Origin of the sequence: Phycicoccus sp., from assembly GCF_035325325.1 — a bacterium.
In the GTDB taxonomy this organism is placed as follows: domain Bacteria; phylum Actinomycetota; class Actinomycetes; order Actinomycetales; family Dermatophilaceae; genus Phycicoccus.
The window spans coordinates 22,986-48,247 of the sequence record NZ_DAOLAC010000032.1 but is presented as its reverse complement, the minus strand read 5'-3'; the positions used below and the strand labels follow the sequence as shown (position 1 = coordinate 48,247).

At 73.6% G+C, this 25,262-nt stretch carries 17 protein-coding genes, 1 tRNA gene and 1 pseudogene; 12 read left to right on the top strand and 7 right to left on the bottom strand.

Annotation, left to right across the window (positions count from 1 at the left end):
* Positions 1–265 precede the first annotated feature (265 nt).
* The 4 genes from PKA89_RS16030 to PKA89_RS16015 form a co-directional block, all read right to left on the bottom strand.
* Complete coding sequence (locus tag PKA89_RS16030) at positions 266–5,794, bottom strand: carboxyl transferase domain-containing protein (protein ID WP_324421184.1); 5,529 nt, start codon at positions 5,792–5,794, stop codon at positions 266–268.
* A 78-nt stretch (positions 5,795–5,872) separates the two neighbouring features.
* Positions 5,873–7,096 carry an AI-2E family transporter gene (locus PKA89_RS16025; protein WP_324421183.1) on the bottom strand — a complete coding sequence of 408 codons (1,224 nt, stop codon included), beginning with the start codon at positions 7,094–7,096 and terminating at the stop codon, positions 5,873–5,875.
* A gap of 32 nt (positions 7,097–7,128) precedes the next feature.
* Complete coding sequence (locus tag PKA89_RS16020) at positions 7,129–8,562, bottom strand: amino acid permease (RefSeq protein WP_324421182.1); 1,434 nt, start codon at positions 8,560–8,562, stop codon at positions 7,129–7,131.
* Positions 8,563–8,704: 142 nt separating this feature from the next.
* Positions 8,705–8,785, bottom strand: a tRNA-Tyr gene (locus PKA89_RS16015).
* 62 nt (positions 8,786–8,847) lie between these two features.
* On the opposite strand from PKA89_RS16015, the gene PKA89_RS16010 reads away from it, so the two are divergent.
* The 3 genes from PKA89_RS16010 (at position 8,848) to PKA89_RS16000 (ending at position 12,814) form a co-directional block, all read left to right on the top strand.
* Positions 8,848–9,342: a YajQ family cyclic di-GMP-binding protein gene (locus PKA89_RS16010; protein WP_324421181.1), complete on the top strand. Its 495-nt coding sequence runs from the start codon at positions 8,848–8,850 to the stop codon at positions 9,340–9,342.
* 66 nt (positions 9,343–9,408) lie between these two features.
* Positions 9,409–10,797 carry a magnesium chelatase gene (locus PKA89_RS16005; RefSeq protein WP_324421180.1) on the top strand — a complete coding sequence of 463 codons (1,389 nt, stop codon included), beginning with the start codon at positions 9,409–9,411 and terminating at the stop codon, positions 10,795–10,797.
* Positions 10,790–12,814, top strand: coding sequence for a VWA domain-containing protein (locus PKA89_RS16000; RefSeq protein ID WP_324421179.1), 2,025 nt, complete (start codon positions 10,790–10,792; stop codon positions 12,812–12,814). The genes PKA89_RS16005 and PKA89_RS16000 overlap by 8 nt, the downstream gene beginning before the upstream one ends.
* Here PKA89_RS16000 and PKA89_RS15995 read toward each other — a convergent pair.
* Positions 12,772–13,092, bottom strand: a complete 321-nt coding sequence (locus PKA89_RS15995) for a DapH/DapD/GlmU-related protein (RefSeq protein WP_324421178.1) — start codon at positions 13,090–13,092, stop codon at positions 12,772–12,774. The genes PKA89_RS16000 and PKA89_RS15995 overlap by 43 nt on opposite strands.
* Before the next feature lie 205 nt (positions 13,093–13,297).
* Between PKA89_RS15995 and PKA89_RS15990 the strand changes: the two are divergent.
* A pseudogene (locus PKA89_RS15990) lies at positions 13,298–13,396 on the top strand (DUF6855 family protein); the annotation flags it as partial.
* A gap of 108 nt (positions 13,397–13,504) precedes the next feature.
* On the opposite strand, the gene pepN reads toward PKA89_RS15990, so the two are convergent.
* Positions 13,505–15,988: an aminopeptidase N gene (gene pepN, locus PKA89_RS15985; protein WP_324421177.1), complete on the bottom strand. Its 2,484-nt coding sequence runs from the start codon at positions 15,986–15,988 to the stop codon at positions 13,505–13,507.
* A 150-nt stretch (positions 15,989–16,138) separates the two neighbouring features.
* On the opposite strand from pepN, the gene PKA89_RS15980 reads away from it, so the two are divergent.
* The 7 genes from PKA89_RS15980 (at position 16,139) to PKA89_RS15950 (ending at position 23,642) form a co-directional block, all read left to right on the top strand.
* The gene (locus tag PKA89_RS15980; protein ID WP_324421176.1) at positions 16,139–17,242 is read left to right on the top strand and encodes an ROK family protein; all 1,104 of its coding nucleotides are present in this window, start codon (positions 16,139–16,141) and stop codon (positions 17,240–17,242) included.
* Positions 17,243–17,271: 29 nt separating this feature from the next.
* Complete coding sequence (locus tag PKA89_RS15975) at positions 17,272–18,624, top strand: extracellular solute-binding protein (protein WP_324421175.1); 1,353 nt, start codon at positions 17,272–17,274, stop codon at positions 18,622–18,624.
* A 97-nt stretch (positions 18,625–18,721) separates the two neighbouring features.
* Positions 18,722–19,696, top strand: a complete 975-nt coding sequence (locus tag PKA89_RS15970; protein ID WP_324421174.1) for a sugar ABC transporter permease — start codon at positions 18,722–18,724, stop codon at positions 19,694–19,696.
* Positions 19,696–20,535 (top strand): carbohydrate ABC transporter permease, encoded by an 840-nt coding sequence (locus PKA89_RS15965; RefSeq protein ID WP_324421173.1) that lies wholly within the window; start codon positions 19,696–19,698, stop codon positions 20,533–20,535. Before PKA89_RS15970 ends, PKA89_RS15965 begins: the two co-directional genes overlap by 1 nt.
* Positions 20,532–21,923 carry a glycoside hydrolase family 3 N-terminal domain-containing protein gene (locus PKA89_RS15960; RefSeq protein WP_324421172.1) on the top strand — a complete coding sequence of 464 codons (1,392 nt, stop codon included), beginning with the start codon at positions 20,532–20,534 and terminating at the stop codon, positions 21,921–21,923. Before PKA89_RS15965 ends, PKA89_RS15960 begins: the two co-directional genes overlap by 4 nt.
* Positions 21,920–22,843, top strand: coding sequence for an ROK family protein (locus tag PKA89_RS15955; protein WP_324421171.1), 924 nt, complete (start codon positions 21,920–21,922; stop codon positions 22,841–22,843). Before PKA89_RS15960 ends, PKA89_RS15955 begins: the two co-directional genes overlap by 4 nt.
* Before the next feature lie 10 nt (positions 22,844–22,853).
* Positions 22,854–23,642, top strand: a complete 789-nt coding sequence (locus PKA89_RS15950) for a glucosamine-6-phosphate deaminase (protein ID WP_324421170.1) — start codon at positions 22,854–22,856, stop codon at positions 23,640–23,642.
* A 1-nt stretch (position 23,643) separates the two neighbouring features.
* Here the strand turns inward: PKA89_RS15950 and PKA89_RS15945 are convergent, their stop codons facing one another.
* Positions 23,644–24,597: an NAD(P)-dependent alcohol dehydrogenase gene (locus PKA89_RS15945; RefSeq protein WP_324421169.1), complete on the bottom strand. Its 954-nt coding sequence runs from the start codon at positions 24,595–24,597 to the stop codon at positions 23,644–23,646.
* Positions 24,598–24,664: 67 nt separating this feature from the next.
* Here PKA89_RS15945 and PKA89_RS15940 point away from each other — a divergent pair, with 67 nt between their 5' ends.
* Complete coding sequence (locus tag PKA89_RS15940; protein ID WP_324421168.1) at positions 24,665–25,261, top strand: GNAT family N-acetyltransferase; 597 nt, start codon at positions 24,665–24,667, stop codon at positions 25,259–25,261.
* The last annotated feature ends 1 nt before the right edge of the window (position 25,262 follow it).

Here is a 25,262-nt window from a genome sequence, read left to right as displayed (position 1 = left end):
ACCAGCCCGTCAGCGGAGTTGGCCAGGTGCTGAGCCTCCCCGGCGAGCGCGAACGAGTCCTCCGGCGACAGCCCCGACCCGCCCTCGGCCAGCTCACGACCCAGCGCCGAGACCTCCGCACGAAGGCCCGCGATGCGGCTCGAGACGCTCCCCCTGTCCATGCCTCATCGTACCGAACTCACGTTCGAACCACAAGACCCCTGGGCGACAGTTCGCCCTCAGCAGAACCTGATTCGTGTCGAACGCCGGACCGAGCGAAGGGCAGTCAGACCGCCGGGACCTCCCCCGGCGCCAGCTCCGCCTCGAGCGCCGCGACGATCCGGGGACGCAGCTCCTGCGGCGCGATGACCGCGTCGACCGACCCGACCTCGACGGCCCGGTGGATGTCGTGGACGCGGTCGAACTCCGAGGCGACCTGCCCGAGCATCTCCGAACGCACCGCCTGCCGTACCGACGCCAGCTCGGTGGCCAGCAGCGGCCGGTCGGCCGCGGATGCCTCGCGCACCCGGGCCTCGAGGTCGGCCACCCGCGGGTCGGCGGCGGTCCGGGCGTCGACGTCGCGGGCGAACACGACGGCCGCCGCCGGCGCACCACCGATGACCGAGGCGTACGACCCCTCCACCGCGAGAACGGTCATCCGAGGGTTGAGCGCCTTGGAGAACACGACGAACGCGCCTCCGTGGTAACGGGACACGACGACGAAGACGATCGGGCCCTCGAAGTTGACGATGGCCCGGCCGATCTCGGCTCCGTACTCGAGCTGCAGCCCACGCATCGACTCGGGCGACCCGTCGAATCCCGAGAGGTTGGCCAGGACTACGAGCGGACGGTTCCCCGATGCGGCGTTGATGGCCCTTGCCGCCTTCTTCGACGACCGCGGGAAGAGCGTGCCCGCGGTGTAGGTGTCGGGACCGTCGGTGGGCGGGAAGCCGCGACGCGGAACGGACCGCGACTCGATGCCCAACAACGCCACCGGGATACCGCCGATGCGCGCGTCGAACACGACCGCCGTCTCGGCGTCCGCCATCCCGGCCCAGCGCTCGAGCGTGTCGTGGTCCTGGTCGGCGACGGCCCGCATGAGGGTGCGGATGTCGAAGGCCTTCTTGCGGTCCGGGTTCGTCGCCGACGAGAAGATGTCGCCCACCGCGGTGAAGTCGCTGCCCTCCATCACGTGCGGGAAGACCGTGACGTCGCGGTCGACGGGATCTCCGGTCGGCGCTCGCCGCGGACCCGCCTCACCGGGGGCGACCCACGTCGAGTCGTAGTGCGCGAGAAGGATGCCGTACGCGTCGGCGAGGTCCTTCGCCCAGTACTGCGCCTGACCGTTCGGGCCCATCACCCGGTCGTACCCGCCGATGCCGAAGTTGTCCTCGGCCGAGACGCCGCCGGAGAAGTCGAGCGACTGCTTGCCCGTGAGGACCATCGCCGAGTCCGGCGTCATCACGAGGATGCCCTTGGTGTGCATGAGCATCGTCGCCTCGGCGTTCCAGTACGGCTGCGCCCCGACGTTGATGCCGGCGACGACGACGTTGACCTCGCCGCCGCCCTGGGTGAACTCGACGATCCGCTTGAGCGCCTTGGCCACCCAGTCCATGTTCTCGGTACCGGAGTCCATCGAGATGCGGGCACCGGCGGAGAGGGCGAACCACTCGACCGGCAGCCCGCGCTCCTCGGCGAGGTCGAGGGCCGCGATGACCCGTCGGCACTCCGGCTCGGCGACCGCACCGAGGGCCCGGAGCGGGTCGCCGCAGAGCAGGACCCGGGTGACCCCCTCGGGGTGCAGCGGGGTCGGCGTCGTGACCACGCCGCAGATCATCCCCGCGGTGTTCTGCCCGTACGGACGGTCGACCGGCACGAGCGAGCCGGACTCGTCGAGGTCGTACTCGACCGCCTCGCCACCGCCCGCCGCCACCATCGACACGAGTTCGTACGGGTACACGAGCCCACGCCGTCGGGCACGGACCACCTTCTCCGCGTAGGAGTCCAGCGGACGCAACCGCTCGGTGGGCGGCTGCTCGACGGTGAAGGTCACCCCGGACCCCGGCTGGTAGCTGAACCTCGCGCAGATCGGCACGGCGTGCCCGTGGTCGGTGGCGATCGAGCCCTCGACCCGGACCTCCTCGATGCCCGCGCCGGCGGTCATCGGCGCGACCTTGCCCTGGAGGGCGGTCAGCTGGTCGAGGTCGGCCTCGACCGGCGGCCAGATGTGCAGCCACACGTGGTTCATGTCGAGCCGTGCGCCGCCGCCGAGGGTCGTGCGCGCGCGGCGAACCGCCTCGAGGCAGTTCGCGAGCGCTCGCTCGACGTGCGGCAGCGCGGTGACCCGGCCGTCCTCGTCACGCACGACGACGAGCTGGCGCACCTGGGCCAGCGCGACGAGCCGCTGGTCCTGAGGGTTCTCGCGCGCGACGGCATGGATGAGGAGGACGTCCTCCGGCGCCTCGAGCCGGGTGAGGTCGAAGTCGCGCAGCCGCCAGAGGTTGAGCCGGCGACCGACCATCGGGTGCACGCCGCGCACCGGACGGTCCTCCTCCACCGACCCGTCCGGCTGCGCACGGTAGGTGAAGTAGCCGACCTCGCGGGAGTCGTCCGGCACGACGCCGACGGCCACGCGCCGACAGGCGTGCGAGAACGGCAAAGCCGCAACGCGTTCGGCGAGCGCGGCGGCGGCCTCGTCGGCATCGGCCGGGAGGTCGGCCCAGTGGACGTAGAGGTCGACGACCGCCTCCTGGTCGGGCGCGCGGTCCGCGACGAGCCGCTCGAGGAGCGTCGCCAGCCCCGAGCCGGGAGCGAGCTCGGCGACCTCGCCCACGGTGCTCACGAGGTGGCTGTGCCGCCCGTCGAGGACGTAGTCGGCCACGGCGACGGCCCGGCCCTCCTCCTCGCGCTCCTGGAGCCCGGTCAGCTCGTACTCCCGGTAGTGCCGTTTGACGAGGACCTCGAGCATCGGCTCCCGCGACGGGACGCCGCTGCGCAGCCGCTCGCCGAGGAAGCGCACGATGCGCTCGGGGATGTCGGCCAGGGCGTCGATGCGGGCGGTGCGCTCCGCCCCCGGGGGCATGGCGTCGATCTGCTCGAGCTCGGTGCCGACCGAGCCGAGCACCGCACGACGGTCCTCGTCGACGAGCGGCTGGTCGAACCAGCGGAAGCGCACGCTGCGGGCGAGGTCGCCGACGATCGGGAACCGGAGCTGCGTGGCCGTGACGAGGCGGTCGAGCAGGTCGCGGGCGGCCGCGGCGGCGTCGCCCTCCGGTGCCGGCTCGCCGAGCCACCGCTGGAGGATGGAGGTCGCCATCGCCACCTCGGGGGCGGACCGCTGCTGCGAGAGGAAGATCCGGAACACCGCGCCCTCGAGCTCGGGAGTGCGCTCGACGCCCTCGACGTCGTAGTGGTGCAGGACGCGCTCGAGCCGGGTGACGAAGTCGGCCGGCAGGCCTCCGCGCTCGGGGTCGAGGGTCTGGAGGAAGGTGCGGAAGTGCTCGCGGGGGCTGTGCACCCGGTTCTCGACGTGCGCCTCCTGACCGACCGGCCGGTTGCGCGCCAGCTCGGCGAGGTCGGCGAAGACGGTGAGCAGGTCGATCTCGTCGCGGACCACACCGGCGCCGGCGGCGGCCAACGTGTCGCGGGCGGTGAGGTAGCCCTCGAGCGCCCGGCCCTCGTGGGCGGGGTCGAGGTCGTAGCCGAGGAGCATCGCCGACAGGTCGGCGCGGCCGCGGGCGGCCCGCCGGGCGGCGTCGCCGTCGGTGCCCATCTCCGGCAGGTCGAGGTCGGCGGCCGCGGCGGCCTCCGTCGCGACCTCGCCGGCCTCGCCGGTCGGCTCGAGGCGGACGAGCGGTGCGCCGGTCTCGACCTGGCTGCCGGTGGCGACGAGCAGCTCCTTGACCCGGGCCGGGAACGGCGCGGGCAGGACCGTCTCCATCTTCATCGACTCGAGGACGAGGACGGGGGCCCCGGCGGCCACCTCGCCGCCGACCGCCACAGGGGTGGCGACGACGAGCGCCGGTGCCGGAGAACGCAGCACGCCACCCTCGTCACGGCTCACCCGGTGCGTGACGCCGTCGACCTCGACGAGCTGCACCGGCCCGTGCGCCGCCGTGACGAGCCGGTGCACGAGGTCACCCACCCGCAGCCGGCTGGCGTGCTGGCCGACGCGCTCGAGGTCGGCCTCGACGGTGTGGACCGTCCCGGACGGTTCGGCCACCGTCACCCGGAACCGGGAGGGCCCGGTGCGCAGCACGGTGACCTTGTACGCGGTGCCGCGCAGCTTCAGGTCGACCGCCCGGCCGACGTCGTGCTGCACCTGCGGCCGACCACCACGCGCGGTCTCCAGCAACCGGGCCCGCTCGATGGCCTCGGCGTCGAGGTAGGCCTCGATGCCGGCCGCGACGAGCGCGACGCCGGAGTGCTCGCTGGACACGAGCCGGCCCTCGCCCCGCACCCGGTCGATCCACCCGGTGTCCGCGCTGCCGTCGATGACCTCCGGCTGGGCCAGGAGGTCGAGGATGAACGACTTGTTCGTCGCCCCGCCCTCGATGACGACGACGGTCTCGCGCATCGCCCGCCGCAGCCGGGCCAGGGCCTGCTCGCGGTCCTGGCCGTAGGCGATGATCTTGGCGATCATCGAGTCGAAGTCCGCGGGGATCGAGTCACCTTCGGCCACACCGGTGTCGACCCGGATACCGGGGCCGGCGGGCAGCTCGAGGTGGACGATGCGCCCGGGCGCCGGGGCGAAGTCGCGGTCGGGGTCCTCGGCGTTGAGGCGGGCCTCGACGGCGTGCCCGAGCTCCGACGGCCGCTCCCCCTCGAGCCGGCCGCCTCCCGCGACGTGGATCTGGAGCCGCACGAGGTCGGTGCGGGTCACCACCTCGGTGATCGGGTGCTCCACCTGGAGCCGGGTGTTGACCTCGAGGAAGGCGAAGAACCGCTCACCCGGGTGGTAGAGGAACTCGACGGTGCCGGCCCCCGCGTAGTTCACGGCCACGGCCAGCCGCTCGGCCGACGCCTTGAGCTCGGCGACCTGCTCGGCGTCGAGCAGCGGTGACGCGGACTCCTCGATGACCTTCTGGTTGCGGCGCTGCACCGAGCAGTCGCGCACCCCGATGGCCCAGGCCGTGCCCTGCCCGTCGGCGATGACCTGCACCTCGACGTGCCGGGCCCCGGTGACGAGCTTCTCGAGGAACACGACGCCGGAGCCGAAGGCACGCTCGGCCTCGTCCCGCGTGCGCTGGTAGGCGTCCTCGAGCTCGGCGTCGGAGGCCACCTTGCGGATACCGCGGCCACCGCCGCCCGCCGTCGCCTTGAGCATCAGCGGGTAGCCGATGCCGGCCGCCGCGACCTTGGCCTCCTCGAGGGTGTCGACGCCCCCGCGGCTCCACGGCGCGACCGGGACCCCGACCTCCTCGGCGATGAGCTTGCTGCCGATCTTGTCGCCGAGGCGACGCATCGCCTCCGGGCTCGGCCCGATGAACGTGACCCCGAGCTCGCGGCACAGCTCGGCGAACGCAGGGTCCTCGGCGACGAAGCCCCAGCCGACCCACACCGCGTCGGCCCCGGTCTCGCGCAGTGCTGTCGCCAGCTTCGCGTGGTCGAGGTAGGGGCGCGCCGACGCGGGCCCGAGGTCGTGGGCGAGGTCGGCCTCGCGGACGAACATCGCGGTGCGCTCGGCCTCGGTGTGCAGCGCGACGACCTCGGTGCGCGGCTCCCCCGGCCCGCGCTCGGCGTTGAGGTCGCGCACGGCGTGCACGAGCCGCATCGCGGCCTCTCCCCGGTTGACGACGGCGATCCGCGAGAACATGCGCCCGAGCCTGCCATCACCCCGCGGTGACTCGCGAGTAATGGACACGGCCGGTCGGTCGCGCCGCAACCCCCCGCGTCAGGCGTCGCGGGCGGGCACCTCGTCGGCGCCGTCGCGCGCCTCGACGTGCGCCGGCACCTCGGGGCCCTCGGCCCCGGGCTCGACCCGCGGAGCGACGAGCGCGGCCACCCGGGCCTCGGTGTCGTCGGTGATCTCGTAGCGGCGCTGGTAGATCTCGAGCATCGCCATGACGGTGGCGGCGAGCGGAACCCCCATCAGCGCGCCGGACAGCCCGAAGAGCTGGGCCCCGAGCAACGCCGAGCCGAAGGACACCGCCGGGTGCACGTCGACCGCCCGGGCCGAGATGCGCGGCTCGATGGTCAGGTTCTCCACCTGCTGGTACGCGATGCCCCAGACGAGAACCCACAGCCCGAGCCACGGGTCCCCGGAGGTGAGGCCGACGACGACCGGCAGGGCGATCGAGACGTAGGTGCCGATGTTCGGGATGAACTGCGCGACGAGGCCCGTCCACAGCGCGAGGGGCAGCCAGTACGGGAGGTCGAGGAGGAAGAACGCGACGCTGCTCGCCAGCGCGTTGAGCGTCGCGAGGACGACGCGGGCGGCGATGTAGTTGCCGACCTTGATCTTCGCGAGGTCCCAGGCGGTGAGGAACGGCACCTGCACGCGCGGCGGCATCCGGCGGGCGAGCCAGGTGCGCAGCCGCGGCATCCCGGCGGAGACGTAGAAGACGAGGAAGGCGACGACGAAGATGCCGAAGAACGCGCCGAGGACCGCGGAGAGGAAGCCGAGCACCCCGAAGGCGACGTTCTGCGCGTACCCGCTGAGGTCGGACGGCGAGATCCCGGCCTGCTCGAGCAGGTCGTCATAGGTGTACGAGGAGCCGGTGGTCCGGTTGACCTGGGCCAGCACGTCGCTCGCCATCTGCGGCACCGCGGAGACGAGGGCCGTCAGCTGGTCGACGAGGAGGCTGCCGAAGGCCCAGAGGAAGGCGGTCAGGGCGAGCAGGAGCGAGACCATCACGGTGCCCGTCGCGGCGGCCCGCGGCATCCAGCGGGTGAGCCGGGAGACGGCCGGCTCCATCGCCAGCGCGACGAACCAGCTCATGACGACGTAGAAGACGAGGCCGCTGCCCCTCCACAGGACGAAGCCGAGGAAGGCGACGCCGAGCAGCACCCCGACGACGGCCAGGGCGCGCCGGCGGTCGTGCCGGCTCTCCGGGTCGAGGAGGTCGCTGGGCGGGGTGCTCGCGGGGCGTCCCGCCTCCGGCGTCGTCGCGCTCATGGGCCCCGATGCTAGGGGCAGGCGGCGGCGCCCTACCGGAGGTCGGCCTCGGGGTCGCCCTCGATCGCCTCACCGCGGCCCAGCCGGCTGTTGCGGTACCCGTAGAACGCGTAGACGAGGGCTCCCACGACGAACCAGGCGAGGAAGCGCACCCAGGTCTCCCACGAGAGCTTGCTGACCAGCCACAGCGAGAACGCGATGCCGAGCAGCGGGGTGAGCGGCATGAACGGGACGCGGAAGGTGCGTTCGATGTCGGGTGAGCGGCGGCGCAGCACGATGACCGCGGCGGACACGACGACGAAGGCGAGGAGGATGCCGATGTTCGTCAGCTCGGCGGCCAGGTCGATCGGCAGGAACCCGGCGAAGACGGCCGCGATGAGGCCGACCACCCACACCGGCCGGTGCGGCGACCGGTACTCGTTGGTCCGCGCGAACCATCCCGGGAGCAGCCCGTCGCGCGAGATGGCGTACCAGACCCGCGAGGCGCCGAGCATGAAGGAGAACAGCACCGTGACGATGCCGACGATGGCGCCGACCGCCACCACGTCGGCGAAGCCGGAGAGCCCGACGGTCTTGAACGCCTCGCTGTAGGCGGCCGACGGGTCGATGTCCGTGTACTTGATCATCCCGGTGAGGACGGTGACGGCCAGCAGGTACAGGACCATGGCGATGGCCAGCGACAGGACGATCGCCTTGGGCAGGTTGCGCTCGGCCTCCTTGGACTCCTCGGCCGCGGTGCTCATGGCGTCGTAGCCGAAGACGGCGAAGAAGACCGTCGCGGCACCGGTCGCGGCGCCCCCGAAGCCGAACGGGAAGTACGGCGTGAGGTTCGAGGGCTTCAGGTAGAACGCGCCGACGACGATGACGGCGAGGACGATCGCGATCTTGACGAACACGAGCCACGTCTCGACCTTGGCGCTGGTGCGCATCCCCCGGTTGAGCAGCCACGCGACCCCGAGGCACAGCACGACGGCGAAGAGGTTGACCACGTGGCCCTCGCCGTCGGGCGCGCCGAGCATCCACGTCGGGAGGTCGAGGCCGGCGGCCTGGACGAGGAAGAGCACGTACTGGGAGATGCCGATGGCCCCCACCCCGACGATGGCCGTGTACCCGAGCAGCGGGTCCCGGCCGATGAACCAGCCGACGCCCTCCCCGAGCACCGCGTACCCGTAGGTGTAGGCGGAGCCGGCCTGCGGGATCATCCCGCCGAACTCCGCGTAGGAGAGGGCGGCACAGGCACTGGCCACGCCGGCGATGAGGAACGAGACCGAGACGGCCGGCCCGGCGGTGTCGTGGGCGACCGTGCCGGTCAGGGCGAAGATGCCCGCCCCGATGATGGCGCCGAGGCCGATGGCGGTCAGCTGCCAGAGCCCGATGCTGCGCTCGAGCGGTCCGTCCTCGCCCCCCGAGGCGATCGGCTTCTTGCGGAAGATCCCCTTCGGTCCCGCGGCCCTCGTGGTGGTCATCGCGTCCTCCTCGCACTCGCCGTCCGGCGGGCGGGCCCCACCGGCCCCCACCCTCCGCCCGGTCCGGACCCGGTGCAACCGCTGGCGCGGACGAGCGAGGGCCCGGACGGCTCTCGCCGGGTCCGGGCCCTCGACACACGGGTGGCAGGTGAAGGATTCGAACCTTCGTAGCTTTCGCGACGGATTTACAGTCCGCTCCCATTGGCCGCTCGGGCAACCTGCCTGGTGCGCATGGAAGGATAGCAAGCCGCATCCGAGCCACCGAATCGACGTCTGGAGGGACCGATGGCCGACAGCAGCTTCGACATCGTCAGCAAGTTCGACAAGCAGGAAGTGGCCAACGCGGTGAACACCGCGGCCAAGGAGATCGCCAACCGCTACGACTTCAAGGGCGTCGGCGCCCGGGTCGAGCTGGCCGGCGAGGTGATCCGCATGGAGGCCAACACCGAGGAGCGCTGCAAGGCCGTCCTCGACGTCGTCGAGACCTGGCTGGTCAAGCGCGGCGTCTCGCTCAAGCACCTCGACGTGCCCGAGGCCGGGCCGCGCGTCTCCGGCAAGGAGTACAAGCTCGACGTGCCGCTCAAGGAGGGCATCTCGAGCGAGAACGCCAAGAAGATCACCAAGCTCATCCGCGACGAGGGCCCGAAGAACGTCAAGACCCAGATCCAGGGCGACGAGGTCCGCGTCACGAGCAAGTCGCGCGACGACCTCCAGGCCGTCCAGCGGATGCTCAAGGACGCCGACCTCGACGTCGCGCTCAGCTACACGAACTACCGCTGAGCCGTCCGGGCACCCGGTGACGCACCGGGGCTCCCGTCACGCCCGATGCTGACGTAGCGTGAGGCGATGAGCGCCCCACCGGCCATCAGCACCGTCGGCGAGCTGCGCGCCTCCGGCCACGAGGCCCGCAGCGTCCACGTCGAGATCCGCGAGAACCTGCTCGCCGCCCTGCGTGAGGGCCGCGACCCGTGGCCCGGCATGCACGGGTTCGGGCAGACCGTCGTCCCCCAGCTCGAGCGGGCCCTGCTCGCCGGTCACGACGTCGTCCTCCTCGGCGAGCGCGGGCAGGGCAAGACCCGTCTGCTGCGCAGCCTCGTCGGGCTGCTCGACGAGTGGACCCCGGTCATCGAGGGCTCGGAGCTCGGCGAGCACCCGTACGAGCCGATCACCGTCGAGTCCCGGCGCCGCGCGACGGAGCTCGGCGACGCCCTGCCGGTCGCGTGGCGGCACCGGGAGGAGCGGTACGCCGAGAAGCTCGCCACCCCGGACACCAGCGTCGCCGACCTCATCGGCGACGTCGACCCGATGCGCGTGGCCGAGGGCCGGCGGCTCGGCGACCCCGAGACCATCCACTTCGGGCTCATCCCGCGCAGCCACCGCGGCATCGTCGCCGTCAACGAGCTGCCGGACCTCGCCGAGCGCATCCAGGTCGCGATGCTCAACGTCATGGAGGAGCGTGACATCCAGATCCGCGGGTACGTCCTGCGGCTGCCCCTCGACGTCCTCGTCGTGGCCTCGGCCAACCCCGAGGACTACACGAACCGCGGCCGCATCATCACGCCGCTCAAGGACCGCTTCGGCGCCGAGATCCGCACCCACTACCCGCGCGAGGTCGACGACGAGGTGGCGGTCATCCGGCAGGAGTCGCGGCTCGTCGCCACCGTGCCCGACTTCGTCGTCGAGATCATCGCCCGCTTCACCCGCGGTCTGCGGGAGTCGAGCTCGGTCGACCAGCGCTCCGGCGTCTCGGCCCGGTTCGCCATCGCGGCAGCCGAGACGGTCGCTGCCGCGGCCCTGCACCGCGCGACGACGCAGGGCGAGCCCGAGGCGGTCGCCCGGGTCGTCGACCTCGAGGCTGCCCTCGAGGTGCTCCGGGGGAAGGTCGAGCTCGAGACCGGCGAGGAGGGCCGCGAGCGCGAGATCCTCGGGCACCTGCTGCGCACGGCCACCGCCGAGACCGCCCGGCGCCGGCTCGGTGGCATCGACATGGCGCTGCTCGTCGAGGCGATCGAGGACGGGGCGATGGTGACGACCGGCGACCAGGTCAGCGCGCGGGCCTTCCTCGACGCGCTGCCGGTGCTCGGCGAGTCCGACCTCTACGACGAGGTCGCGCGGCGGCTCGGGGCGGCGTCCGACGGCGAGCGGGCCAGCGCGGTCGAGCTCGCCCTCGAGGGCCTCTACCTGGCGCGGCGGATCGGCAAGGACAGCGACGGCTCGGAGACCGTCTATGGCTGAACGGCGTTCCCGGCGTTCGCGGTTCACCCGGTACGCGGGCGGTGACCCGCTCGCGCCGCCGGTCGACCTGCGGGAGGCGCTCGACGCCATCGGCGAGGACGTCATGGCCGGCTACTCCCCCGAGCGGGCGATGCGCGAGCTGCTGCGCCAGGGCACCCGCGACCACACCGGGCTCGACGAGCTGGCCCGACGGGTCGCCGAGAAGCGCCGCGAGATGCTGCGCCGGCACAACCTCGACGGCACGCTCGAGGAGGTGCGCCGGCTGCTCGACGAGGCGGTGCTCGCCGAGCGCAAGCAGCTGGCCCGCGACCTCGACGACGACGCCCGGTTCGCCGAGCTGCGGATGGAGAACCTGCCGCCGACGCCCGCGGCGGCGGTCACCGAGCTGTCCGACTACCCCTGGCGCTCCACGGAGGGCCGCGAGAAGTACGAGCAGATCAAGGACCTCCTCGGCCGCGAGCTGCTCGACCAGAGGTTCGCCGGGATGAAGCAGGCCCTCGAGAACGCGACCGACGAGGACCGCGCCGCCGTCGAGGAGATGCTCCGCGACCTCGGCGACCTCCTCGAGGCGCACGCGCGCGGCGACGACACGTCGCAGCAGTTCGAGGACTTCATGGAGAAGCACGGCGACTTCTTCCCGGAGCAGCCGCAGTCGGTCGAGGAGCTCGTCGACGCGCTGGCCGCCCGGGCCGCAGCCGCCCAGCGGATGATGGCGTCGATGAGCCCGGAGCAGCGCGCGGAGCTCATGCAGTTGTCCCAACAGGCCTTCGGCTCACCGGCGCTCATGGACCAGCTCTCGCGCATCGACGGTCTCCTCCAGGGCCTGCGCCCCAGCGAGGACTGGGGCGGCTCGGAACGGTTCGAGGGCGAGCAGGGCCTCGGGCTGGGCGACGGCACCGGGGTCCTCCAGGACCTCGCGCAGCTCGACGCGCTCGCCGAGCAGCTGTCGCAGTCGCACCCCGGGGCCCGGATGGACGACGTCGACCTCGACGCCCTCGACCGCCTCCTCGGGCCGGACGCCGCCGTCGACGCGCGCGCGCTGGCCGACCTCGAGAAGGCGTTGCGCGACACCGGGATGCTCACGCGCTCCGCGGACGGCTCGCTCCGCCTCTCCCCCAAGGCGATGCGCGAGCTCGGCAAGTCGCTGTTGCGCGACGTCGCCGGCCGGCTGTCCAACCGCGGCGGCCAGCGCGACACCCGGCAGGCCGGTGCCGCGGGCGAGCAGAGCGGCGCGACCCGGCAGTGGGAGTTCGGCGACACCGAGCCGTGGGACACGACGCGCACGATGACCAATGCGATCACCCGCGTGGTCGGTGAGGGCGGTGACCCGAGCAGCGGCCTGCGGCTCGACATCCGTGACGTCGAGGTCACCGAGACCGAGGCGCGGACCCAGGCGGCCGTCGCGCTCCTCGTCGACACCTCGTTCTCGATGGCGATGGACGGCCGCTGGGTGCCGATGAAGCGCACCGCGCTGGCCCTGCACCAGCTGGTCTCGACCCGGTTCCGGGGCGACCAGCTGCAGCTGATCTCGTTCGCCCGGTACGCGCAGACGATGGACATCGAGACCCTCACCGCCCTGGACGCCGAGTGGGACAAGGGCACGAACCTGCACCACGCCCTGCTCCTCGCGAACCGGCACTTCCGGCGATACCCCAACGCCCAGCCGGTGCTGCTCGTCGTCACCGACGGTGAGCCCACCTCGCACCTCGAGCCCGGCGGTGGCGTGTTCTTCGACTACCCGCCGCACCCGCGCACGCTCGCGCTCGCCGTCCGCGAGCTCGACGCCTCGGCCCGGCTCGGGGCGCAGGTCACCTTCTTCCGGCTGGGCGACGACCCCGGGCTGGCCCGGTTCGTCGACTCGATGGCGCGCCGGGCCGACGGGCGGGTCGTGGCGCCCGAGCTGGGCGACCTCGGCGCGGCCGTCGTCGGCTCCTACCTCGACGGTCGCACGCCGGGGCAGGCGGCGTTCGGCTCCTACCGCGACCTCTTCGGCGGCCGCGGGTTCTGGGCCGGCTGAGCGCCCGGCCCGGGGACGCCCGGCTCGCGCAGCCGGCGGCGTTCCACCGCACTCGTCGCGGTGACAACGCTCAGCGGCGGCACGTCCTTCGCGACGACCGCTCCCGCCCCGACGACCGACCCGCGGCCGACCGTCACCCCCGGGCAGATCGTCGCCGCCGCACCGACCCAGACGTCGTCCTCGAGGACGATCGGGGCGTGGGTGAGGGCCTCGAACCGCTCGTCGACCTCGACGGGGTGCCCGGCGGTGGTCAGCGTGACGTTCGGCCCGACGAGCACCCGGTCGCCGAGGGTGATGCCGCCGAGGTCGGAGAAGTGGCAGCCTTGGTTGACGAAGACCTGCCGGCCGAAGGTCGTCGCCAGCCCGTGGTCGCAGTGGAACGGGGGCAGGACGGTGAGGTCGTCGGGCAGCGGACCGGCGAAGACCTCCTCGAGCAGGGCCCGGCGGCCGGCGAGGTCGTCGAAGGGCTAGCGCAAGGGATACCGCGGGCGCTTCGGGATGTACCTGCCGCCGCTGCTCGAGGCGCTCGGGCTCGTCGAGCTCGAGCACAACGCGCGCAACAACCGCGTCCGCGCCCGCTGACCACCCCCGACCGACCCGACTTCTTGCGGATAACCCACCTCGACAGGGCCTTTTCGGGCCGGTCGAGGTGGGTCATCCGCAAGAAGTGGGATGAGACCCGGGGGGGGGTCAGCCGAAGCGGCGATGGCTGGCCAGCGCCTCGCGCAGGACGTGGTCCTCGTCGAGCAGCGCACGGTGCACCCCGGGTGAGAGGTCGCGCCGCTGGAGCAGCACCGTCGACGCCTCGAGCGTGTCCGGCTCGACGACCCACTTCGGGTGCAGCGCCGTGGCGACCCGGGAGAGGGCGTCCTCGCCCATCCGCTCGCCCATGTGGGCGAGGAGGTCGCCGACCCGCGTGACCCACGGCCGCACGAGGTCGGGCGCGGCGCCGACCCAGAACCCGCGGGCGAGCTCGAGGGCTGCGTAGTTCGAGAGGTCGGGGTCGTCGGCGAGCCGTCCCCAGGCCCACTCCTTGGCCTCGGCGGTGGGGCGCGAGGCGCGCACGCCGAGGGAGGCGAGCCGTCCGGCGAGCGAGCGGTCGGCGTCCTCGGCGGCAGCGAGCTCGGCGTCCTCGAGGGCGTCGAGCGCGGCGAGCCTGCGCAGGACCAGCCAGCGGAAGTCGTCGTCGCCGGCCAGGGCGGCGGGGAGACCGTCGCCGGCGGCCCACCGGTGGAGCCGGGCGGTGTCGCTGCCGCTGCGGGCCCACACGCGGGCGGCGACGAGGGCGAGCGCGTCGCCCGCGGCGTCCCCGGCCTCCTCGGCCCGCTCGGCGAGGGAGTCGGCCGCGGCGGCGACACGCTCGAGGGCCTCCTCGCGCTCCTCCGGTCGGACGAAGAGGGGGATGACCGTGCTCGTCGTGACGAGGGAGACCCGCGACAGCACCGACGCGTCGTCCTCGCGCGGCCACGCCGCCTCGACGACGTCGACGACGAGGGCGGGGTCGACCGTGGCGCGGTGCATCCCGCCGAGCAACGAGGTCCAGGCCACCGCGCGGGCGAGCGGGTCGGGGACGTCGGCGAGGCCGGGGACGAGCTCGGCGAGGGTCCGGTCGTCGAGGGTCACCTCGGCCCACGTGAGGTCGCGGGCGTTGGGGACGACGAGGGCGTCGCCGGGCAGGTCGGCGACGCCGGGCACCTCGACCCGGTCGCCGTCCAGGACCACCGTCTCGCGGAGCACCTCGCGGTCGCCGTCGAACGCGGCGACGTCGAGCGTGTGCGGCCGGTCGGCGGGGTGCGCCCGCGGGGTGGTGCGGGTGAGCCACCCGTCGCGGTCGACGGCGAGCCGGTCCGCGCCGGCGGTCCGGAGCCAGGCCTGCGCCCAGCCGTCGAGGTCGCGGCCGGCCGCCTCGGCCATCGCGGCGAGGAACTCGGCGAGCTCGCCGTTGCCGAAGGCGTGCTCGCGCAGGTAGGCCCCGACGCCGGCGACGAAGGCCTCGTCGCCGATGTGCGCGATGAGCTGGCGCAGGACCGAGGCCCCCTTCGCGTACGAGATGCCGTCGAAGTTCTGCAGGGCCGAGAGCGCGTCCGGGGCCGGCGACCCCGCGACGGGGTGCGTGCTCGGCGAGCGCTCGGCGGCGTACCCCCACAGCTTGCGGACGATGCCGAACTCGACCCACGCCTCGTCGGCGCCGAGTGCCTCGGTGGAGGCCCGGTAGGCCATGTACTCCGCGAAGGACTCGTTGAGCCACAGGTCGTCCCACCAGCGCATCGTCACGAGGTCGCCGAACCACATGTGGGCCATCTCGTGGGCGATCGTGTTGTCGCGCTCGAGGACCTGGTCGGGGGTGGCGGCGCCGCGGAAGACGTAGGTGTCGCGGAAGGTGACGCAGCCGGGGTTCTCCATCGCGCCGGCGTTGAACTCCGGGACGAACACCTGGTGGTACTCGCCGAACGGGTACCGGATGCCGAAGAGCCGGTGGTAGTGGTCGAGGCAGGCGCGGGTGGTCGCGAGCATCTGCCCGGCCTGCTCGCGCAGCGGCTCGGCGAGCGAGCGCCGGGCGTGGACCCCGAGCGGGACGCCGTCGTGCTCGTCGGTGACCGAGACCCACGGTCCGGCGCAGACGGTGACGAAGTACGTGGCGAGGGGCTGCGTGGTCGCCAGCTCCCACTCTCCCGGCGAGACCTGCTGTGCCGCACCGTTGCCCACGACGCTCCAGTGCTGCGGGGTGCGCACCCGGATGGTGTACGGCGCCTTGAGGTCGGGCTGGTCGACACAGGCGAAGACGCGCGGCGCGGCGTCGAGGAAGAGGTGCCCGTAGACGTAGTCCTCGTCGTCGGCGGGGTCGGTGGACCGGTGCAGTCCCTGGCCGTCGTGCCCGTAGGCCATCGTCGCCTCGACCTCGAGGACGTTCTCGGCGGCGAGGTCGGCGAGCGGCAGGCGGCCGTCGACGAGGGACCCCGGGTCGAGCGGCGTGCCGTTGAGCGTCGCCGAGTGCAGCTCGACCGGGCGGACGTCGACGAAGGTCGAGGCGCCGGGCTCGACGCAGCGCAGCCGCAGGACGGTCCGCGAGCCGAAGGTCTCGGCCCCCCGGTCGAGGTCGAGGTCGACCTCCACGGCGTCGACGGTGAGCAGGGCGGCGCGGGCGACGGCCTCGTCGCGGGTCAGGGACGGCATGGGCCCACCCAACCAGAGTCGGCGGCCCGGCGCGGAGCCCACCTCCGCGCCGCCCGAAAGGTCACGATCCGGTCACGGCTCTTGCCGCTGGTTAGTTAGTACACTTTACTAACCGCTGTGAGCCCCCGACCCCGCCGCACCGGTACGAGCGTGGCAGTCCTCCCCGCGGACGGCCGCCGGCAGAACCTGTCGCTCGTGCTGCAGACGTTGCGCCGGCTCGGGCCGACCTCCCGGGCCCAGCTGGCGCGCGAGGTCGGCGTGACCAAGGTGACGATGTCCGACCTCGTCGCCGAGCTCATCGCCGAGGGCCGGGTCCGGGACGCCGGCACCGCCGAGCAGGCCGGCCCGGGCAAGCCCGCGACCCTCGTCGACCTCGACCGCGCGGGCCTGCTCACCGTCGCTGTCGACCTCTCCGTCCCGGCTCGGCTGCAGGCGGCCGTCGTCGACGTCACCGGCGAGGTGCTGCACCGCGTCGAACGAGCCGGCGCGGCCGACGTCGGGTCCGGACGCGGCCTCGACCCCGCCGTCGTCCTCGACCTGGTCCGTGAGGTCCTCGCCGCCGCTCCCCATCCCGTCCTCGGGATCGGCATCGGCACACCGGGACTCGTCGACCCCGAGGGCACCGTGCGCACCGCCCCCAACCTCGGCTGGACCGACGTCGCGCTGCGCGACCTCGTCGCCCGGGCCACGGGCACGCCGGTCGTCGTCCTCAACGACTCCGACGCCGCCACCCAGGCCGAGCTGAGCGCCTCCCCCGACAGCCACGACCTCGTCCTCGTCCAGGTCGGGCGGGGCGTCGGCTGCGGCGTGGTCAGCGACGGGCGGCTGGTCCGGGGCGCCCACCACGCCGCCGGCGAGATCGGGCACGTCACCGTCGGCACCGACGGCGGCGAGACGTGCTCGTGCGGCCGGGTCGGCTGCCTCGAGACCTGGCTGTCCGTGCCGCGGCTGCGCGCCGCCTACGACGCCGGCGAGGACCCCGCCTCCCCCGAGGGTGCCGTCGTCGTCGGCGGGCACCGCCTCGCCGTCGCCCTCGCCCCCCTCGTCGCCGCGCTCGACCTCTCCGAGGTCGTCCTCGCCGGCCCGGCCGAGCTCCTCGAGCCGGTCGTCCCCGTCGTCGCTCGCAGCCTCGCCGACCGGCTGCTGCCGAGCCTCGACACCCCCCTCACCGTCCGCCTCGCCACGTCCCCGGAGGACATCGTCCTGCGCGGCGCGGCGGCCTCGGTCCTCTGGGACCGCCTCGGGGTCGTCTGACCCCACCACACCCACGAAAGGAACCCGAGATGAATCGGCGCCTTCCCCTCGTCGTCCTGACGAGCGCGGCTCTCGCCCTGTCGGCCTGCTCGAGCGGGGGGTCCTCCGACGAGCCGGCCGCCACGAGCACCGCGGACAACGCCGGCAAGACGGTCACGCTGTGGCTCGCCGGCAGCGACACCCCCGACGAGCTGCGGACCTACCTCACGGACACCTTCAAGGCCAAGACCGGTGCGACGCTCAAGATCGAGGAGCAGTCCTGGGGCGACCTCGTCACCAAGCTGACCACCGCGCTCCCGGACGCCGCGAACACCCCGGACGTCGTCGAGCTCGGCAACACCCAGAGCCCGACCTTCACCAACGTCGGCGCCTTCCTCGACATCTCGGACATGTACGACGAGCTCGGGGGCTCCAAGCTGCTCCAGAGCTTCGTCGACGCCGGCTCCGTGGACGGCAAGAAGTACGCCCTCCCCTACTACTTCGGCTCGCGCTACATGTTCTACCGCAAGGACGTCTGGCAGAAGGCCGGTGTCGAGGTGCCCAAGACCCTCGACGAGTTCAACACCGACGTGCAGACCATCGCGGCGAAGAACCCGGACCAGATCAAGAACTTCTCGGGCTTCTTCATCGGGGGTCAGGACTGGCGCAACGGCATCTCGTGGATCTTCGCCAACGGCGGCGACCTCGCGAAGAAGCAGGACGGGAAGTGGGTCTCGACCCTCTCCGACCCGGCCAGCCTCAAGGGCCTCGAGCAGCTGCAGCAGATCCAGAAGGCCGCGAGCAAGGCGCCGGCCGACGCGAAGGACCAGTCGCCCTGGCTCTACATCAACGACAGCGACACCATCCTCGACGACGCCGGCAAGGCCTCGGGCAAGACCTCGCTCGCGGCGGCGACGATCATGGCCCCCGGGTGGGCGCACTGGTCGATCGGTGACCTCACGAAGAAGGACGGCAAGGACGTCCGCACCTGGAACGACAAGACCTTCGGCGTCTTCGCGCTGCCGGGCAACGACGGCAAGCCGGCCCCGGTCTTCGCCGGCGGGTCGAACATCGCCATCTCGGCCAAGAGCAAGAACCCCGCCCTGGCCAAGGAGCTGATGAAGATCATCTTCGCGCCGGAGTACCAGCAGATGCTCGGCAAGGCCGGCCTCGGCCCGGCCAACTCCGACTACGTCTCCTCCCTCGGTGACGACGAGTTCGCCAAAGCGCTCGTCGACTCCGCGTCGAACTCGAAGCTCACGCCGGCCGCGCCGGGCTGGGCCGCGGTCGAGTCGGCCCAGGTGCTCGAGGAGTTCTTCGGCAAGATCCGCGACGCCTCGGACCTCGCCGGCCTCGCGAAGCAGTACGACGACAAGATCACGCCGATGCTCAACGGCGCCTGAGTCGCACCCGCCCCACCCCTCCCCGGTGCCGGACCGCCTCCGTCCGGCACCGGGGACCCCGGGCCCGACCGCCCTCCCCGACCCAGGAAGTGCCCCCATGCCCTCGCGGACCCTCGACCCGGAGCCGACCGCCACCGCGGCGGCGGCCCCCCGCCCGGCCCGCCCCGGCCGGTCCGGCCGGGGCGGCCGGGCCGGCCGTCGCCTCCCGTACCTGCTGATCCTCCCCACCCTCCTCCTCCTGCTCGGCGCCCTCGGCTACCCCATCGGCTGGCAGCTCGTGACGAGCCTGCGCAAGTTCGGCCTCGCACAGCAGTTCGGGCAGCCGCCCGAGTGGGTGGGTCTCGACAACTACGCCCGCCTCGTCACGGACCCGACGCTGTGGGCCGTCGTCCTGCGCTCGGTCGTCTTCTGCCTCGTCACGGCCCTGGTCACCGTCGTCGTCGGCGCCGCCGTGGCGGTCCTCATGAACTCGCTCGACCGCTGGCCCCGCCTCGTCCTGCAGGTCTCGATGCTCCTCGCGTGGGCGATGCCCGTCGTCGCCGCGATGACCGTGTGGATCTGGATCGTCGACTGGCGCCGCGGCCTGCTCAACTGGCTCCTCGTGCACGTCGGGGTCGACGGCGCCGCGGGACACAACTGGCTCGCCCAGCCCCTCTCCTTCTTCGTCGTCGCATCGGCCGTCGTCGTGTGGATGAGCGTGCCGTTCGTCGCACTGAGCATCTACGCCGGGCTGACCCAGGTCGGCACCGAGGTCGTCGAGGCCGCGATGCTCGACGGGGCCGGCGGCTGGCAGCGGCTGCGCCACATCCACGCCCCGCTCATCGCCCCCGTGCTCTCGATCGTCATGCTGCTGCAGATCATCTGGGACCTGCGGGTGTTCACCCAGGTTCGCCTGCTCCAGGACGCGGGCTCGGTCGCCAACGAGACCAACCTGCTCGGCACGTACGTCTACCAGCTGGGCACCGGCAAGGGCGACTTCGGCACGGCGAGCGCGGTGAGCGTGCTCATGCTGCTGCTCACCGTCGCCCTCAGCTGGTACTACGTCCGCTCGCTCATGACCGAGGAGTCCTGATGCGCCGCTCCCGCACCTCCCGCGTGCTGCTCACCGTCCTCGCCCTCGCGGTCTCGGCGGTCTGGGCCTTCCCGGTCTACTGGATGCTCAACTCGGCCTTCCTGCCGAACGTCGTGCTCCAGTCCACGACACCGACCTTCCTGCCGCTCGGGGGCTCGCTCGACAACTTCGGTGCGGTCGTCGGGGACCCCGCGTTCGTCCGCGCACTGTCCGTCTCGTTCGTCGTGACCCTGACCACCGTGTTCGCCGCCCTCGCCGTGGCCTTCCTCGGGGCGCTCGCGGTGAGCCGCTTCCGGTTCCGCGGACGGGCCTCCTTCGTGCTCGCCCTGCTCCTCATCCAGATGCTGCCCGCCGAGGGCCTGTTCATCGCGCAGTACAAGATGATGAGCTCGCTCGGGCTGCTCAACCGCTCGCTCGCCCTGGCCGTCCTCTACACGGCCGCGGTCGTGCCCTTCACGATCTGGATGCTGCGCGGCTTCGTCGCCGGCGTGCCGGCCGACCTCGAGGAGGCGGCGATGGTCGACGGCCTCTCGCGCACCCAGGCCTTCCTGCGGATCACCTTCCCGCTGTTGGCTCCCGGGCTCGTGGCCTCCGGCGTGTACGCGTTCCTCCAGGCATGGAACGAGTTCACCGTCGCCCTCGTCGTCATGACCGAGCAGCAGTCGCGCACCCTGCCGCTCTGGCTGCGCGGGTTCGTCCAGGCGAGCGCCAGCCGGGAGACCGACTGGGGCCAGGTGATGGCCGCCTCCACCCTCGTCGCCGTGCCGGTCATCGTCTTCTTCCTCGTCGTGCAGGGCCGGATGAGCAGCGGGCTCGTGGGCGGGGCGGTCAAGGGATGACGCTCGCGCAGGACGTCACCGCCGTCCTCCAGCCCGGCTTCGTCGGGACCGCGGCGCCGGCGTGGCTGCGCGCCGCGCGGTCCGACGGCCTCGTCTCGGTGTGCCTCTACGGCGACAACGTCGGCCCCGGCGGCGGTGTGGCCGAGGTCTGTTCGGCCCTCCGTTCCGAGCTGCCCGGACTCCTCGTCGCCGCCGACGAGGAGGGCGGCGACGTCACGCGGCTGCACTACCCGGGTGGGTCCACGGCCGTGGGCAACGCCGTGCTCGGCCGGCTCGACGACGAGGCCGCGACCCGCCGCTCGGCGGCCGGTATCGGCGGCGAGCTGGCCGCGCTCGGCATCGGGCTCGACCTCGCGCCGGTCGTCGACGTCAACTCCGCCGCGGAGAACCCCGTCATCGGGGTCCGGTCCTTCGGAGCCGACCCGGACGCCGTCGCCCGGCACACCGCGGCCTGGGTCGAGGGCCTGCAGTCGACCGGGGTCGCGGCCTGCGCCAAGCACTTCCCGGGGCACGGCGACACGGTCGCCGACTCGCACCACGACCTGCCGCGGGTGGAAGCACCCGTCGCCGTGCTGCGGGCCCGCGAGCTGGTGCCGTTCGCCGCCGCGGTCCGGGCCGGGGTCGAGTGCGTCATGACCTCGCACATCGTCGTCACCGCGCTCGACCCCGGCCGGCCGGCGACGTTCTCCCCTCTCGTCCTGCGGGTGCTCCGGGAGGACCTCGGCTTCGAGGGTGTCCTCGTCAGCGACGCCCTCGACATGGCGGGCGCGAGTGCGGAGACCGGCATCCCCGAGGCGGCGGTCCGGGCCCTCGCCGCCGGGGTCGACCTGCTGTGCCTCGGCTCCGCCACGGGTGGCGAGCAGCTCGACGCCGTGCGCGCGCACGTCCTCGGGGCGGTGGCCACCGGGCGGCTCGAGGCGTTCCGGGTCTCCGAGGCGGCGGCTCGGGTTCGCCGCCTGGCCGACCGGCGGCTCGATGCCGGTGCCCCGGCGACCGCGACCGTGCCGGACGCCGGCACCGCCCGGGCCTTCACCCTCACCGACCACGCTCGTCGCTTCGCCGCCGGGACGGCCCCTCTCGCGGTCGTCCAGGTCGCGAGCGGCAGCAACCTCGCCGTCGGCGCGGTCGCGTGGGGTCCGGCGGCGCTCGACGCCACGGTCCGCGAGGACGAGGTGCGCCCGGGCGACCGGGTCGCCGTCGTCGGCCGCGGCGTCGGCCCGGACCATCCGGCCCGCGCGGTCGTCGCCCGGCTGCGCGCAGCCGGGCACGAGGTGGTCCTCGTGGACTGCGGCTGGCCGCGCGGCGGCGCCGACGTCGAGACCTGGGGGTCCTCCCCGGCCGTCGCCCGCGCGCTGCTCGGCGTGCTCCGGGGCGAGATCCGGCCGTGAGGCTCGGCATCGACGTCGGCGGGACGAAGACCGCCGCGGTCGTCCTCGACGCCGACGGCGGGGTGGTCTCGCACGTCGCCGCGCCCTCCGGCCACGGTCCCGACGGGACCCTCGCGGTCGCCCTCGACGTCGCGGGACGGGCGGCCTCGGTCGTCGGCGGCTGGGCGGGCGTCGACCGCGTCGGGGTGTGCATGCCCGGCCTCGTCGACCCGGTCTCCGGCTGGGCCCGGCACGCGGTCAACCTGGGCGTCGAGGCCCTCGACCTCGCCGGCGGTGTCGAGGCCGCGTGCGGACTGCGGCCCGGCGTCGACAACGACGTCAAGGCGGCCGCCCTCGGGGCCCTCCACTGGTCCCCGCCCGGCTCACCCGTGGCCCGGGCGGCCTACCTCAACGCCGGTACCGGGCTCGCCGCCGCCCTCGTCGACGGCGACACGGTGCTGCGGGGCGTCGACGGCGTGGCCGGAGAGCTCGGCCACCTGCCGGTGGGCACCGGCGTGCCGTGCTCGTGCGGGCAGACCGGCTGCCTCGAGACGGTCGCCTCGGGCTCGGCCCTCCACCGGTTGTGGCCCGGCGAACCGGCGGACCTCTTCCCCGCCGCCGCCTCCGGTGAGGCCGCGGCCCTCGAGGTCGTCGCCACCCTCGCCGGCGGACTGGGGCTGGCCGTGCAGGTCCTCGTCCTCGCCGGCGCCGAGCTCGTCCTCGTCGGGGGTGGGCTCGCGCGCGACCGGGAGGCGCTGGAGCGGGCGGTCCGGGCGGACCTGCGCGACCGCAGCGCCGCCTCGCCGTTCCTCGCCCGGCTCGACCTCGCCGACCGGGTGACGGTTCTCGACGGCACGGCCCCGCTCGCGGCCGTCGGCGCCGCGCTGCTGCCGGTCCCCGCCGCCGGGCCCCGGCCGCTCGCCACCCCGGCGAGCGCCTAGGCTGACCGGGATGGAGATCCTCGTCAGCCCCGGTCCCGACGAGACCGCGGCCCGTGCCGCCGACGCCGTCCTGCGCGGGCTGGCCCGGGCCGTCGACCGGCCCCCGGTCCTCGGGCTCGCCACCGGCTCCTCGCCGCTCGGCCTCTACCGACAGCTCGGCCGCGCCGTCGCCGACGGCCGTGCGGACTTCTCCGACGCGTACGGCGTCGCGCTCGACGAGTACGTGGGGCTCCCGCCGGGGCACCCCGAGGGCTACCGGCAGGTGCTGCTGCGCGAGGTGTGCGGCGTCATCGGGCTGGCCCCGGAGCACCTCGAGGTGCCCGACGGCTCGTCCGCGCGGGCCGCCGACCTCGAGCGCGCCGCCGTCGCGTACGAGGAGCGCATCGCCTCCCTCGGCGGCGTCGACGTGCAGGTCCTCGGGATCGGCGCCAACGGCCACCTCGGCTTCAACGAGCCGGGGTCCGCCCTCGCCTCGCGCACCCGGGTCAAGCGGCTCTCGGCCCGCACCCGGCGCGACAACGCCCGCTTCTTCACCGGCCTCGACGACGTCCCGACGCACTGCCTCACCCAGGGGCTCGGCACCATCCTCGACGCGCGCCGGCTGGTCCTCGTCGCGACCGGCGACGCCAAGGCCGACGCGGTGGCCGCCGCCCTCGAGGGCCCCCTCACCGCCTCGGTGCCCGCCTCGGTCCTCCAGTGGCACCCCGACACCGTCGTGTGCCTCGACGAGGCCGCGGCCGCGGGCCTGCGCAACCGCCAGTACTACGACGACTCCGCGGCCGGCCTCCCGACCGCCTGACTCACCCGACCTCGACCACGACCTTGCCGAGCGACCGGCCCGAGCCGACCCGCTCGAGCGCGGCGGGGACCTCGTCGAGGGAGTAGGTGCGGTCGACCCGGACCTCGACCGCACCCTCGGCGCACCTGCGCAGCAGCGGTCCGAAGTGCTCCGGTCCCTCCCGGACCGCGAGGACCCCGAGGGACCGCCCGCCGGCCACGCCGAGCAGGCTGCCGACCGTGAGCACCCGCAGCAGCGCGCGGGTGCTCCCGCCGACGCACCGGTAGCGACCGTCCGGAGCCAGCGCCCGCCGGTAGGCGAACACCGATCGCCGGGCGACGAGGTCGAGGACGAGGTCGAAGGGGCCGTGCCGGGTGAAGTCGTCGCGGGTGTGGTCGAGCACCTCGTGGGCGCCGAGGGAGCGCATGTGGTCGAGCTTCGCGCCGGTGTCGACGGCGGTGACGTGGGCGCCGGCGGCGACGGCGAGCTGGATGCAGAACACACCCGACCCTCCACCGGCCCCGTTGACGCACACCCGGACCCCGGGCCCGGCCCACCGGGTCCCCTGGAGCGCGATCGCGGCCGACTGCGGGACGGCCGCGGCCTGCACGAACGACAGCTCGGGCGGCTTGGCGGCGAGCGCGGAGGCCGGGGCGAGGCAGTACTCGGCGAACCCGCCCTTGGACGCCAGCAGGTCGCCGACCACCTCGTCGCCGACCTCGAGCCCGGTGACGTCCGGGCCGAGCGCCTCGACGACCCCCGCGACGTCCGACCCGAGCACCGGCCGGGCCGGGCGCCGGAGGCCACCGAGCCGCGCGTACGCCGGGCGGCCGCGCAGCGTCTCCCAGTCCGAGAGGTTGACCGAGGTGGCGCGCACCCGCAGCAGGACCTCGCCGCCTCCCGGCACCGGCACCGGGTGCTCCTCGAGCCGCAGCACCTGCGGGGGTCCGTACCGGTCCTGGACGACGGCCTTCACGGGCCCAGCGTAGGAGGAGCGGGCATCCGGACGCGTTCCGTCCGGTGGCGGGGCTAGCGTGCCGCCCATGGTCGACGTCGACACCGCCCGCCTCACCGTCCGCCCCCTCGGTCCCGACACGTGGGCGGCGTGGGAGGACCTCGCCGCTCGGCACAACGGCGTCTTCGGTGGCTGCTGGTGCACGTGGTTCCACACGATGCCGTCCGAGAAGCCCCGGGACGCCGACGCCAACCACGCTCTCAAGGAGCAGTGGGTGCGCGATGACCGCTCGCACGCCGCGGTCGTGTTCGACGGCGAGGAGGCGGTCGGGTGGGCGCAGTACGGACCGCCCGCCGAGCTGCCCAACATCCACCACCGCAGGGAGTACGACGCCGGCCTCGTCAGCCCGCCCGACTACCGGGTCACCTGCTTCTTCGTCGACCGGCGCTACCGACGCCACGGGGTGGCCGAGGTCGCCCTGCGCGGTGTCGTCGATCTCGTCGCGCAGGCCGGCGGCGGTGTGCTCGAAGGCTACCCGCACGACCTCGCGGGCACGACGAAGAAGATCTCCTCGTCCTTCCTCTACGCGACCACCCGGACGATGTTCGAGCGGGTCGGGTTCGAGCTCGAGCGGACCAAGGGCCAGCGGAACACCGTGATGCGGCTCGTCGTCCCGCCCGCCTGAC

Bases quoted from the DNA above. Each gene is read 5' to 3' on its own strand.
- PKA89_RS15975 (WP_324421175.1), top strand. From the start codon at position 17,272: ATGAATCGGCGCCTTCCCCTCGTCGTCCTGACGAGCGCGGCTCTCGCC.
- PKA89_RS15970 (WP_324421174.1), top strand. From the start codon at position 18,722: ATGCCCTCGCGGACCCTCGACCCGGAGCCGACCGCCACCGCGGCGGCG.
- PKA89_RS16025 (WP_324421183.1), bottom strand. From the start codon at position 7,096: ATGAGCGCGACGACGCCGGAGGCGGGACGCCCCGCGAGCACCCCGCCC.
- PKA89_RS16010 (WP_324421181.1), top strand. From the start codon at position 8,848: ATGGCCGACAGCAGCTTCGACATCGTCAGCAAGTTCGACAAGCAGGAA.
- PKA89_RS15950 (WP_324421170.1), top strand. From the start codon at position 22,854: ATGGAGATCCTCGTCAGCCCCGGTCCCGACGAGACCGCGGCCCGTGCC.
- pepN (WP_324421177.1), bottom strand. From the start codon at position 15,988: ATGCCGTCCCTGACCCGCGACGAGGCCGTCGCCCGCGCCGCCCTGCTC.
- PKA89_RS16005 (WP_324421180.1), top strand. From the start codon at position 9,409: ATGAGCGCCCCACCGGCCATCAGCACCGTCGGCGAGCTGCGCGCCTCC.
- PKA89_RS15960 (WP_324421172.1), top strand. From the start codon at position 20,532: ATGACGCTCGCGCAGGACGTCACCGCCGTCCTCCAGCCCGGCTTCGTC.
- PKA89_RS15965 (WP_324421173.1), top strand. From the start codon at position 19,696: ATGCGCCGCTCCCGCACCTCCCGCGTGCTGCTCACCGTCCTCGCCCTC.
- PKA89_RS16030 (WP_324421184.1), bottom strand. From the start codon at position 5,794: ATGTTCTCGCGGATCGCCGTCGTCAACCGGGGAGAGGCCGCGATGCGG.
- PKA89_RS16020 (WP_324421182.1), bottom strand. From the start codon at position 8,562: ATGACCACCACGAGGGCCGCGGGACCGAAGGGGATCTTCCGCAAGAAG.
- PKA89_RS16000 (WP_324421179.1), top strand. From the start codon at position 10,790: ATGGCTGAACGGCGTTCCCGGCGTTCGCGGTTCACCCGGTACGCGGGC.
- PKA89_RS15940 (WP_324421168.1), top strand. From the start codon at position 24,665: ATGGTCGACGTCGACACCGCCCGCCTCACCGTCCGCCCCCTCGGTCCC.